At 73.3% G+C, this 11604-nt stretch carries 11 protein-coding genes and 1 riboswitch; of the genes, 7 read left to right on the plus strand and 4 right to left on the minus strand.

Going from position 1 to position 11604, the window contains the following annotated elements; translation table 11 throughout:
- From BZL64_RS28280 to BZL64_RS28290, 3 genes are all read left to right on the plus strand, one after another.
- A partial coding sequence (locus tag BZL64_RS28280) for a betaine/proline/choline family ABC transporter ATP-binding protein (protein WP_086772007.1) occupies nucleotides 1-877 on the plus strand: 877 nt, incomplete at its 5' end.
- On the plus strand, nucleotides 877-2835 hold the full coding sequence (locus BZL64_RS28285; RefSeq protein WP_086772008.1) for an ABC transporter permease: 1959 nt from the start codon (nucleotides 877-879) through the stop codon (nucleotides 2833-2835). The genes BZL64_RS28280 and BZL64_RS28285, both read left to right, overlap by 1 nt.
- Before the next feature lies 1 nt (nucleotide 2836).
- The gene (locus tag BZL64_RS28290) at nucleotides 2837-3790 is read left to right on the plus strand and encodes an ABC transporter substrate-binding protein (RefSeq protein WP_086772009.1); all 954 of its coding nucleotides are present in this window, start codon (nucleotides 2837-2839) and stop codon (nucleotides 3788-3790) included.
- Between the two features lie 21 nt (nucleotides 3791-3811).
- On the opposite strand, the gene BZL64_RS28295 is transcribed toward BZL64_RS28290, so the two are convergent.
- Together BZL64_RS28295 and BZL64_RS28300 are read right to left on the minus strand one after the other, a co-directional pair.
- Nucleotides 3812-4552, minus strand: coding sequence for an isocitrate lyase/PEP mutase family protein (locus BZL64_RS28295; protein WP_086772013.1), 741 nt, complete (start codon nucleotides 4550-4552; stop codon nucleotides 3812-3814).
- A gap of 64 nt (nucleotides 4553-4616) precedes the next feature.
- Entirely contained in the window at nucleotides 4617-5126 is a 510-nt protein-coding gene (locus BZL64_RS28300) for a carboxymuconolactone decarboxylase family protein (protein WP_086772014.1), read from the minus strand.
- A gap of 92 nt (nucleotides 5127-5218) precedes the next feature.
- Here BZL64_RS28300 and pdxR point away from each other — a divergent pair, with 92 nt between their 5' ends.
- The 4 genes from pdxR to BZL64_RS28320 all read left to right on the plus strand — a co-directional run bounded on the left by pdxR (nucleotide 5219) and on the right by BZL64_RS28320 (nucleotide 10144).
- Nucleotides 5219-6604: a MocR-like pyridoxine biosynthesis transcription factor PdxR gene (pdxR, locus tag BZL64_RS28305; RefSeq protein WP_086772010.1), complete on the plus strand. Its 1386-nt coding sequence runs from the start codon at nucleotides 5219-5221 to the stop codon at nucleotides 6602-6604.
- Nucleotides 6605-6680: 76 nt separating this feature from the next.
- Nucleotides 6681-6769, plus strand: a riboswitch (ZMP/ZTP riboswitch).
- Nucleotides 6770-6813: 44 nt separating this feature from the next.
- Nucleotides 6814-8265, plus strand: a complete 1452-nt coding sequence (locus BZL64_RS28310) for a glycine hydroxymethyltransferase (RefSeq protein WP_086772015.1) — start codon at nucleotides 6814-6816, stop codon at nucleotides 8263-8265.
- Nucleotides 8266-8344: 79 nt separating this feature from the next.
- Nucleotides 8345-9358 carry a tryptophan--tRNA ligase gene (gene trpS / locus BZL64_RS28315; protein ID WP_086772016.1) on the plus strand — a complete coding sequence of 338 codons (1014 nt, stop codon included), beginning with the start codon at nucleotides 8345-8347 and terminating at the stop codon, nucleotides 9356-9358.
- Between the two features lie 207 nt (nucleotides 9359-9565).
- Entirely contained in the window at nucleotides 9566-10144 is a 579-nt protein-coding gene (locus BZL64_RS28320) for a 2'-5' RNA ligase family protein (protein ID WP_086772011.1), read from the plus strand.
- A 17-nt stretch (nucleotides 10145-10161) separates the two neighbouring features.
- Here the strand turns inward: BZL64_RS28320 and dprE2 are convergent, their stop codons facing one another.
- Both dprE2 and BZL64_RS28330 read right to left on the minus strand, forming a co-directional pair.
- Nucleotides 10162-10917 (minus strand): decaprenylphospho-beta-D-erythro-pentofuranosid-2-ulose 2-reductase, encoded by a 756-nt coding sequence (gene dprE2, locus BZL64_RS28325; protein ID WP_086772012.1) that lies wholly within the window; start codon nucleotides 10915-10917, stop codon nucleotides 10162-10164.
- 42 nt (nucleotides 10918-10959) lie between these two features.
- Nucleotides 10960-11604 (minus strand): D-arabinono-1,4-lactone oxidase (locus BZL64_RS28330; RefSeq protein WP_279634618.1); only part of this gene is annotated, 645 nt, incomplete at its 5' end.

Consider the following 11604-nt stretch of genomic DNA (forward strand, 5'->3'; position numbering starts at 1 on the left):
GTCCGGCTCCGGCAAGTCCACCCTCGTGCGCTGTCTGACCCGGCTGATCGAACCGACGGCCGGCGCCATCGCCGTGGACGGCGAGGACGTCCGCGCGATGGACCGCACTCGTCTGCGTGAACTCCGCCGCCACCGCGCCGCGATGGTCTTCCAGCACTTCGGCCTCCTCCCGCACCGCACGGTCCTCGACAACGTGGCCTACGGCCTGGAGATCCAGGGCGTCGGCAAGGCCGAGCGCCGCGAGCGGGCCCGCGAGGTCGTCGCCAAGGTCGGCCTGGAGGGCATGGAGCACCGCAGGCCGGGCCAGCTCTCCGGCGGCCAGCGCCAACGGGTGGGCCTGGCGCGGGCGTTGGCGGTCGACCCGGAAGTCCTCCTCTTCGACGAGCCGTTCAGCGCGCTCGACCCGCTGATCCGGCGGGACATGCAGGAGGAGGTCATCCGCCTGCACCGCGAGGAGGGCCGCACGATGGTCTTCATCACGCACGACCTGAGCGAGGCGCTCAAGCTCGGCGACCGCATCGCCCTGATGCGCGACGGCCGTGTCGTCCAGCTCGGCACCCCGCAGGAGATCGTCGGCTCGCCCGCCGACGACTACGTCCGCGAGTTCGTGCGTGACGTGCCCCGCGAGCAGGTCCTCACCGTCCGCACGGCCATGCGCGCCGCGACCGCGGCGGAAGCGGGCCACGGTCCGGCCGTCGCCCCCGACGCCACCGTCTCCGAGGCCATCGAAGCCGTCGCCCGCGCCGGCACCCCGGCCCGGGTGATGGACCGGGGCCGTTGCCTGGGAGTGGTCGACCCGGCCGCCCTGCTGGGGGTCGTGGCGGGGACGGCACCCGGTGCCGCCACGGGGGCGGAACCGCGTAAGGAGGCGGTCTGATGGCGACGGCCACCGCACCGGCCCTCCGGGTCGCCCTCCCCGGCGTCCTGAAGCACCGGGCCCTCCACAAACTCCTCCTCCTCGCCGTCGTGGCGGCGGTCCTCGCCCCCCTCGCCCACGCCCGCTGGCACAGTGGCACCTGGCCCGCCGCCCTCACCGTCGACCTGACCGACCCGCTGACCCGCGTCAGCGACTGGATCATCGACAACCGGGACAGCCACCCCCTCTTCCTCTACTTCTTCGGCCACATCAGCAACGGCGTCGTCCTCTGCGTACGCGCCGTCTACCTGTTCCTGCTGGCCGCGGGCTGGGCCGGCGTCACCGCGCTGGGCGCGTTCGTCGCCTGGCGCACGGCGGGCGTACGGCTCGCCCTCGGCACCGCCGCCGCGTTCCTGGCCTGCGGTCTGCTCGGCATGTGGGTGCCGACCATGCAGACCCTCGCCCTCATGGCCGTCGCGGTCCTCGCGTCCGTCGTCACGGGCGCGCTGCTGGGGCTCGCCGCCGGCCTGTCCGACCGGATGGACCGCGCCCTGCGCCCGGTCCTGGACACCATGCAGGTGCTGCCCGCCTTCGCCTACCTGCTCCCCGTCGTCCTGGTCTTCGGCATCGGCGTCCCGGCGGCCGTCCTGGCCACCGTCGTGTACGCCGCCCCGCCGATGGCCCGCCTCACCTCGCTCGGTCTGCGCGGCGCCGACAAGGAGGTCCTGGAGGCGGTCGAGTCCCTCGGCGCCACCGCCCGCCAGCGCCTGCTGAGCGCCCGCCTCCCGCTGGCCCGCAGGGAACTCCTCCTCGGCCTCAACCAGACGATCATGATGGCGCTGTCGATGGCGGTCATCGCGTCGGTCATCGGCGGCGGCGGTCTCGGGGACCGCGTCTACCAGGCGCTGGCCTCGGTCGACGTGGGCGCGGCCCTCGCCGCGGGCATCCCCATCGTGCTGCTCGCGGTCGTCCTGGACCGGGTGACGGCGGCCGCCGGACGCGGCACCGAGACGGCCCACGGCCGCCTCACCACGTACGCGCCGCTCACCACGTACGCGCTGCTCGCCGCCGTCGCGGCCCTCGCCGTCGCCGCACGGCTGGCAGGGCGGCCCGACTGGCCGGACGCGTGGACGGTCGCCGTCGCCGAACCGGTCAACCGTGTCGTCGACTGGATGACCGACCACCTCTACTCGGGCGTGCCCGTCGTCGGCGGCACCGCCGACTGGGCGGGCCGCTTCACCACCTGGGTCCTGGACCCGGTCCGCGACGGCCTCCAGGGGCTGCCCTGGTGGTCGGTGCTGCTGCTGGTCGCCGCGCTCGCCTGGCTGACCGGTACCTGGCGCACCGCGCTGACCGCCGTCCTCGCCATGACCGCGATCGGTGTCCTCGGCGTGTGGGAGCCGTCGCTCGACACGTTGTCGCAGGTCCTCGCGGCGGTCGCCGTCACTCTCGTGCTGGGCTTCGCGACCGGCGTCGCGGCGGCCCGCAGCGACCGCGTCGAACGGCTGCTGCGCCCCGTCCTGGACGTCTTCCAGACGATGCCGCAGTTCGTGTACCTGATCCCGGTCGTCGCCCTGTTCGGGGTCGGCCGCGCACCCGCCGTCGCCGCGGCCGTCGTCTACGCGCTGCCCGCCGTCGTCCGCATCACCACCCAGGGCCTGCGCCAGGTCGACCCGGCCGCCCTGGAGTCCGCCCGCTCGCTCGGCGCGACCGGCGGCCAGCAACTGCGCCAGGTCCAGCTCCCGCTGGCCCGGCCCGCGCTGCTGCTCGCCCTCAACCAGGGCGTCGTCCTCGTCCTCGGCGTCGTCATCATCGGCGGCCTGGTCGGCGGCGGCGCCCTCGGCTACGACGCCGTCTTCGGCCTCGCCCAGGGCGACCTCGCGACCGGCCTGGTGGCCGGCGCCGCGATCGTCTGCCTCGGCCTGATGCTCGACCGCGTGACCCAGCCGGCCGTCCGGCGCGCGCAGAAGGGAGCCTGACATGCGACTCCGTACGACCACGGCCGCCGCTGCGGCGGGCCTGCTCCTGCTGACCGGCTGCGGCGCCGCCGACATGACGCAGCAGGCCTCGCCCTTCGCCAACGCCAGGGGCGCCAGGACGGTGACCCTGTCCGTCCAGTCCTGGGTGGGCGCACAGGCCAACGTGGCCGTCGCCCAGTACCTCCTGGAACACGAACTCGGCTACCGCGTCGACACCGTCCAGATCGACGAGGTGCCCGCCTGGGACGCCCTCAGCCAGGGCCGCGTCGACGCGCTCCTGGAGGACTGGGGCCACCCCGACCAGGAGCGGCGCTACGTCGACGACAAGAAGACCATCGCGCGCGGCGGCGACCTCGGCGTCACCGGGCACATCGGCTGGTACGTCCCCACGTACTTCGCCGAGGCCCACCCCGACGTCACCGACTGGAAGAACCTCGACAAGTACGCCGAGCGGTTCCGCACCCCGGAGAGCGGCGGCAAGGGCCAGCTGATGGACGGCTCCCCGTCGTACGTCACCAACGACAAGGCCCTGGTGGAGAACCTGGACCTGGACTACCAGGTCGTCTTCGCCGGCTCCGAGGCCGCGCAGATCACCCAGATCCGCCGCTTCGCCCAGGAGAAGAAGCCCTTCCTGACCTACTGGTACTCCCCGCAGTGGCTGTTCGAGAAGGTCCCGATGACCGAGGTGAAGCTGCCCGCGTACAAGGACGGCTGCGACGCCGACCCGGAGAAGGTCGCCTGCGGCTATCCGCAGACCCCGTTGCAGAAGTACCTCAACGCGGACTTCGCGCGGACCGGCGGCAGGGCGGCGGCCTTCCTGAAGAAGTTCCGGTGGACCACGGAGGACCAGAACATGGTGTCCCTGCTGATCGCCGACCAGAAGCTCACGCCCGAGCAGGCGGCGAAGAAGTGGGTGGACAGCCACGAGTCCACCTGGCGCGCGTGGCTGTCCTAGACGCCCTCGTCCCGGACCGGGTCAGCGCAGGAGCGCGGCGATCTCCGTGACCGCCGCCGTCGCCCGCCGCTGCAACCCGGGCCCGAACGTGACCCGACTGGCCCCGAGTTCGCCGAGTTCGGCGGGCGAGGGGCCCTCGCCGATCCGCGCGAACACATTGACCGGCACCCGCGTCCCGGACCGCAGCAGCGGCAGTACGGCGACGGGGGCGCCGATCGGATACACGCAGTCGGCGCCCGCCTCGACGTACAGCGCGGCCCGTTCGATGGTCCGGGCCGGGTCGGACTCGCCGCGCAGGAAGGTGTCGATCCGGGCGTTCACGAAGAGCTGGTCGGCGGCGGCCGACCGCACCTCGGCGAGCCGGTCGGCGTGCGCGTGCGCGTCCTTGAGGCCGACCCCGTCGGAGTGGCTGCCCGAGTTCCTGTGAGAGTCCTCCAGGTTGCAGCCCACCGCACCCGCCTCCAGCAGCCGTTCGACCAGTTCCTTCGGCGGCAGGCCGTAGCCGTCCTCGACGTCCGCGGACACCGGTACGTCCACGGCGCGGGCGATCCGGGCGACCGCCGCGAACATCTCCTCCGCCGGTGTCTCCCCGTCCGCGTAACCGAGCGAGGCGGTGACCCCGGCGCTCGGGATCGCCAGCGCGGGGAAGCCGGCGTCGGCGAGGGCGCGGGCGCTCGCCGCGTCCCACGGCCCCGGCAGGACCAGCGGGTCGTCGGGGAGCCGCCCGCGGTGCAGGGCGCGGAAGGTCTCGGCCTTGGTCACCACGACGTGCTCCCCGCCGACGCGTCACGGACACCGGCCGTGCGTGCCCCGGTCCTGCGGACGGTCACCGGTGCTGCCCCGGCCGGTAGTGCCCCGGCACCAGCCGGCAGGTCACGCCGAACCGGTTCCACGCGTTGATCACCGTGATCGCGGCGATCAGCTGCGCCAGCTCCGCCTCCTCGAAGTGCTTGGCGGCCCGCTCGTACACCGAGTCCGGCACGAAACCGTCCGTCAGAACCGTCACCGCCTCCGTGAGCGCCAGCGCCGCGAGCTCCTTCTCCGTGTAGAAGTGCCCGGACTCCTCCCAGGCGCTGAGCTGCACGATCCGCTCGACGCTCTCCCCGGCCGCGAGGGCGTCCTTGCTGTGCATGTCCACGCAGAGCGCGCAGCGGTTGATCTGCGAGGCGCGGACCTTCACCAGTTCCAGCAGCTTCGCGTCGAGGCCCTTCCGGGCGGCGGCGTCCAGCCGGACCATCGCCTTGTAGACCTCGGGCGCCAGCTCGGTCCAGGCCAGCCGGGGCGTGTGCTCGGGGGCGTACTCCACGGTCGCAGTGCCGTCGTTCGCGTTCGTCATGTCGCCGATCTCCATGTCGTCGATCTCCATGCTGTCGATCTCCATGGCTTCGACCCTAGGAGCGAGGCTGCCCACGGGTATGGTCCATTTCCATGGCGAAATCGTGGGCCACTCTGGGTGTCGACCTGCACCTCGAACCGACCGGTCCGGGCGTGCGGCGCGGCCTGACCGACGCCCTGCGCGAGGCCGTCCGCGGCGGCCGGCTGGCCCCCGGCACCCGGCTGCCCTCCTCCCGCACCCTCGCCGCCGACCTCGGCGTCGCCCGCAACACCGTCGCCGAGGCCTACGCCGACCTGGTCGCCGAGGGCTGGCTGACCGCACGACAGGGCTCCGGCACACGGGTGGCCGACCGGGTGGTGCTCCCGCCGGCCGGCACGGCACGGGCGCCCAGGGAACGCCACCGCCCGGCCTACGACCTGCGCCCCGGCAGCCCCGACCTGGCCTCCTTCCCGCGCGCCGAATGGCTCAGGGCCGCCCGCCGCGCCCTCACCGCCGCCCCCAACGACGCCCTCGGCTACGGCGATCCGCGTGGCCGCGTCGAACTGCGCACCGCCCTCGCCGGCTACCTCGCCCGCGCCCGCGGCGTCCGCACGGACCCCGGACGCGTCCTCGTCGTCGCCGGGTTCGCACACGGACTCCAGGTGCTCGGCAAGGCTTTGCGCGCCCGCGGGGTCCACACGGTCGCCGTCGAGTCGTACGGCCTCGACGAGCACGAGAAGCAGCTCACGGCGGCCGGACTGCGGACCGTCCCGCTGCCCTTCGACCACCTCGGCACCGACCCCGACGGGCTCGGCGACGCCGGAGCCGTCCTCCTCACGCCCGCCCACCAGTTCCCGATGGGCGTCCCCCTGCACCGCGACCGGCGCGCGGCCGTCCTGGACTGGGCGCGCCGCACCGGCGGACTGGTTCTGGAGGACGACTACGACGGCGAGTTCCGCTACGACCGCCAGCCCGTGGGCGCCCTCCAGGGCCTCGACCCCGACCACGTCGTCCACCTGGGCACCGCCAGCAAGTCCCTCGCGCCCGCCCTGCGGCTCGGCTGGGCCGTACTCCCGCCGGGCCTCGCCGAGCAGGCCGCCGTCGCCAAGGGCGGCATCGACACCTGCGGCGTACTGGACCAGCTGACCCTGGCCGAGTTCCTCACCTGCGGCGCCTACGACCGCCACGTCCGCTCGGCCCGCCTGCGCTACCGCCGCCGCCGCGACGCCCTGGTCACGGCCCTGGCCGAACACGCCCCCGACACCCACGTGACGGGCATCGCGGCCGGCCTGCACGCCGTGGTCGGCCTCCCGCCCGGCACCGAACAGCCGGTGATCCAGGCCGCGGCCTGGCAGGGCCTGGCCCTGCACGGCCTCTCCCGCTTCCGCCACGAATCGGCCCGCACGGTCCCCCTGGACGCCCTGGTCGTCGGTTACGGCACCCCACCCGACCACGCCTGGGCAGGAGCCCTGAACGCACTGTGCCGGGTGTTGCCGTGACCGAGCAGGACCCCCCGGGCCGTCGCTCGCATGGTGGACGTGGCGTCTTCGCAGGCCGGTCACCCCGGTAGGCTGGCGGGCAGGCCGTGACTGGCGCGCTGGGATGGGACGGACCATCGGGGAGCGGCCTGGAGTGACCGAGTGCCGTGCGCCTGGGCCAGACCGAGACCGTGACCGCTTGCACGCCACGCCACCCGGAGGCCGACGTCATGTCAGAGCAGCAGCCCCTCTCCACCGAGTCCACCGCCTTCCGCGCCGCCCTCGACGTGATCCGCGCCGTCGAGCCGCGCGTCGCCGACGCGATCGGCCAGGAGGTCGCCGACCAGCGCGAGATGCTCAAGCTGATCGCCTCCGAGAACTACGCCTCCCCGGCCACCCTCCTCGCGATGGGCAACTGGTTCAGCGACAAGTACGCCGAGGGCACCGTCGGCCGCCGCTTCTACGCCGGCTGCCGCAACGTCGACACCGTCGAGTCCCTCGCCGCCGAGCACGCCCGCGAACTCTTCGGCGCCCGTCACGCCTACGTCCAGCCGCACTCCGGCATCGACGCCAACCTGGTCGCCTTCTGGGCCGTCCTCGCCGACCGGGTGGAAGCCCCCTTCCTGGAGAAGACCGGCGTCCGCCAGGTCAACGACCTCTCCGAGGCCGACTGGGCGGAACTGCGCCGGGCCTTCGGCAACCAGCGCATGCTCGGCATGTCCCTGGACGCCGGCGGCCACCTCACCCACGGTTTCCGCCCGAACATCTCCGGCAAGATGTTCGACCAGCGCTCCTACGGGACGGACCCGGCGACGGGCCTGATCGACTACGAGGCGCTGCGCACGTCCGCCCGCGAGTTCAAGCCGCTCATCATCGTGGCCGGCTACTCCGCGTACCCCCGCCTGGTGAACTTCCGGATCATGCGGGAGATCGCCGACGAGGTGGGCGCGACCCTGATGGTCGACATGGCGCACTTCGCGGGCCTCGTCGCGGGCAAGGTGCTGACCGGCGACTTCGACCCGGTCCCGCACGCCCAGATCGTCACGACGACCACCCACAAGTCGCTGCGCGGCCCGCGCGGCGGCATGGTCCTGTGCGACGACTCCCTCAAGGACCAGGTCGACCGCGGCTGCCCGATGGTCCTCGGCGGCCCGCTCCCGCACGTCATGGCGGCCAAGGCCGTCGCTCTCGCCGAGGCGCGGCAGCCCGCGTTCCAGGACTACGCCCAGCGCATCGTCGACAACTCCCGCGCGCTGGCGGACGGCCTGATGCGGCGCGGCGCGACCCTCGTCACCGGCGGCACCGACAACCACCTAAACCTGATCGACGTCGCCACGTCGTACGGCCTCACCGGCCGCCAGGCCGAGACGGCCCTCCTCGACTCGGGCATCGTCACCAACCGCAACGCCATCCCCGCCGACCCGAACGGCGCCTGGTACACCTCCGGCATCCGCATCGGCACCCCGGCGCTGACCACGCGCGGCCTCGGCACGGCCGAGATGGACGAGGTCGCGGCCCTCATCGACCGCGTCCTGACCACCGCGGAGCCGGGCACCACGAAGTCGGGCGCCCCCTCGAAGGCCTCCCACGTCCTGGACGCGAAGGTCTCCGACGAGATCTCCCGCCGCGCGAGCGACCTGGTCGCGGGCTTCCCGCTGTACCCGGAGATCGACCTCGGCTGACATCGGCACCCCGGGCAGCCCCGCACGGCTGCCCGGGACCCGTTCCGGGCGGTCCCCGCGCTCTGAGACAATGATGGACATGGCCTCAGACCGTCCCCGCGTGCTCTCCGGAATCCAGCCCACCGCAGGCTCGTTCCACCTCGGCAACTACCTCGGCGCCGTCCGTCAGTGGGTGGCCCTCCAGGAGTCCCACGACGCGTTCTACATGGTCGTCGACCTGCACGCGATCACGGTTCCGCAGGACCCGAAGGAGCTGTCCGCCAACACCCGGCTGGCCGTCGCGCAGCTGCTCGCGGCGGGGCTCGACCCGGACCGGTGCACGCTCTTCGTGCAGAGTCATGTTCCCGAGCACGCCCAGCTCGCCTGGGTCATGAACTGCCTCACCGGCTTCGGCGAGGCCTCCCGCATGACCCAGTTCAAGGACAAGTCGGCCCGCCAGGGCGCCGACCGCGCCTCGGTCGGCCTGTTCACGTACCCCATCCTCCAGGTCGCGGACATCCTGCTGTACCAGGCCGACGAGGTGCCGGTCGGCGAGGACCAGCGGCAGCACATCGAGCTGACCCGCGACCTCGCCGAGCGCTTCAACGGCCGCTTCGGCGAGACCTTCACGATCCCGAAGCCGTACATCCTCAAGGAGACGGGCAAGATCTACGACCTTCAGGAGCCGTCGATCAAGATGAGCAAGTCGGCGTCCACGCCGAAGGGGCTCATCAACCTGCTCGACGAGCCGAAGGTCAGCGCGAAGAAGGTCAAGAGCGCGGTCACCGACACCGACACCGTCATCCGCTACGACGCCGAGAACAAGCCGGGCGTGAGCAACCTCCTCGGCATCTACTCGACGCTCACCGGCACCAGCGTCGCGGAGCTGGAGCGGCAGTACGAGGGCAAGCTGTACGGGGCCCTCAAGACGGACCTCGCCGAGGTCGTCGTCGACTTCGTCACGCCCTTCCGGGACCGTACCCAGCAGTACCTGGACGACCCGGAGACGCTCGACTCGATCCTGGCCAAGGGCGCGGAGAAGGCCCGCGCCGTGGCCGCGGAGACCCTGTCCCGGACGTACGAGCGGGTGGGCTTCCTGCCCGCCAAGCACTGAGCCGGGCACCGAACCGGTACCGAGGGCGCACCACCGCACACACGGTCCAGGGGCAGAGCGCTGCACATCACTTCCGCAGCGCCTGCCCCCAGGGCGGCCGTGGCCGTACAGTCGATAGCCGTACGACTGAGTACGAAAGCCGTACGGCCGGGCACGAACCGGCACCGGGCCGGTGCCCGGCACATCCGACGCGACGAAGGAGACGACGTGGGGACCGTAACGATCGGTGTGTCGATCGCGGTCCCGGAGCCCCACGGCAGCCTGCTCCAGGAGCGGCGCGCGGGCTTCGGCGACGCCGCGGCCCATGGCATCCCCACGCACGTCACGCTGCTGCCGCCGACCGAGATCGACGCCGGCGTCCTGCCTGCCGTCGAGGCGCACCTGTCCGCGGTGGCCGAGGCCGGCCGCCCGTTCCCGATGCGGCTGTCCGGTACCGGCACCTTCCGGCCCCTGTCGCCGGTGGTGTACGTGCAGGTGGTCGAGGGCGCCTCGGCCTGCGCCTGGCTGCAGAAGCAGGTCCGTGACGCCTCCGGGCCGGTCGCCCGCGACCTCCAGTTCCCCTACCACCCGCACGTCACGGTGGCGCACGGCATCGACGAGGCGGCGATGGACCGCGCGTACGAGGACCTCGCCGACTACCGGGCCGAGTGGTCCTGCACCGGCTTCGCCCTGTACGAGCAGGGCCCCGACGGCATCTGGCGCAAGCTCCACGAGTACGCCTTCGGCGGCCCGGTCGTGCCCCCGCAGGCCGCCCACCTGGACCGCGGCTCCCTCCCCGCCCACTGAGCCGAGCGGGCCCGGCCCTACACCGGCAGCCTGCGGAACAGCCCGCGCGGCAGATGCCGCAGCCCGGACATCACCACGCGCAGCACCCCTGGCACCCACACCGTCTCCGAGCGGCGCCGCAGCCCCAGTTCGACGGCCGCCGCGACCTCCTCGGGGGTGGTCGCCAGCGGCGCCTCCTCCAGCCCGGCGGTCATCCTCGTCCGCACGAAGCCGGGGCGTACGACCATGACGTGGACGCCCGTCCCGTGCAGCGCGTCGCCCAGCCCCTGCGCGAAGGCGTCCAGGCCGGCCTTGCTGGAGCCGTAGATGAAGTTGGCGCGGCGGGCCCGCTCGGCGGCCACCGAGGACAGCACGACCAGGGAGCCGTGGCCCTGTGACTGGAGTGCGCGGGCGGCGACCAGGCCCGCCGACACCGCGCCCGTGTAGTTGGTCTGCGCGACGCGCACGGCGGCCACCGGGTCGCGTTCGTCGCGGGCCTGGTCGCCGAGGACACCGAAGGCCAGCAGCACCAGATCGATGTCGCCCTCCGCGAACACCTTGCCGAGCGCGCTCTCGTGCGACTCGGGGTCCAGGGCGTCGAAGGCGACGGTGCGCACGTCGGCGCCGAGGGCGCGCAGGTCCGCGGCGGCCGACTCCAGGGCGGGTGTGGGGCGTCCGGCGAGCCAGACCGTGCGGGTGCGGCGGGCGATCAGACGGCGCGCGGTGGCGAGCGCGATCTCGGACGTGCCTCCTAGGACGAGAAGGGACTGGGGGAGGCCGAAGGCGTCCTTCACGACTGCTCCTGGGGTTCTGGAGGTGCTTCTCGGACGGTGGGTCTAGAGGGTGAGCCGGCGCGCCAGGTCGGACACGAACACCCCGCGGGGGTCCAGCTCCGCGCGCAGCGCGCGGAAGTCGTCCAGCCGCGGGTACATCGCGGTGAGCAGGTCGGGGCGCAGCCGGGAGTCCTTGGCGAGGTAGACGCGTCCGCCGGCGGCGGCGACCTCCGCGTCGAGTTCGTCGAGGAAGGCGCCGAGGCCGGGCAGGTTCGCCGGGATGTCCAGGGCGAGCGTCCAGCCGGGCACGGGGAAGGAGAGCCAGCCGGGGTCGGCGTCCCCGAACCGTTTGAGGACGGCGAGGAAGGACGGGCAGCGGCGGCGCGCGATGCGGCCCACGATCCGGCGCAGGGTCTCCTCCCGGCCGTGTCCGACGACGAACTGGTACTGCACGAAGCCGCCGCGGCCGTAGACACGGTTCCAGTGCGGGACGCCGTCGAGGGGGTGGAAGAAGGCGGACAGCCGCTGGAGTTCGCCGCGGCGCGCGCGGGGCGCCCTGCGGTACCAGAGTTCGTTGAACAGGCCCACGGTGCGGCGGGTGAGCAGCCCCTCGGGGACGTACGCGGGCGCGGCCGGGAGCCGGGTGGGGCGGAAGGACAGCGGGGCGCTGCGCGCGCGGGCGGGCAGCGCGGCGAGCGGCGCGTGGTC

Source organism: Streptomyces bobili (assembly GCF_002154575.1).
In the GTDB taxonomy this organism is placed as follows: Bacteria; Actinomycetota; Actinomycetes; order Streptomycetales; family Streptomycetaceae; genus Streptomyces; species Streptomyces bobili.

What these genes read in the sequence shown, in the direction of transcription:
- trpS (WP_086772016.1), top strand. Translation starts at nt 8,345, where the DNA reads ATGGCCTCAGACCGTCCCCGCGTGCTCTCCGGAATCCAGCCCACCGCA.
- pdxR (WP_086772010.1), top strand. Translation starts at nt 5,219, where the DNA reads ATGGCGAAATCGTGGGCCACTCTGGGTGTCGACCTGCACCTCGAACCG.
- BZL64_RS28300 (WP_086772014.1), bottom strand. Translation starts at nt 5,126, where the DNA reads ATGACGAACGCGAACGACGGCACTGCGACCGTGGAGTACGCCCCCGAG.
- BZL64_RS28290 (WP_086772009.1), top strand. Translation starts at nt 2,837, where the DNA reads ATGCGACTCCGTACGACCACGGCCGCCGCTGCGGCGGGCCTGCTCCTG.
- BZL64_RS28310 (WP_086772015.1), top strand. Translation starts at nt 6,814, where the DNA reads ATGTCAGAGCAGCAGCCCCTCTCCACCGAGTCCACCGCCTTCCGCGCC.
- BZL64_RS28285 (WP_086772008.1), top strand. Translation starts at nt 877, where the DNA reads ATGGCGACGGCCACCGCACCGGCCCTCCGGGTCGCCCTCCCCGGCGTC.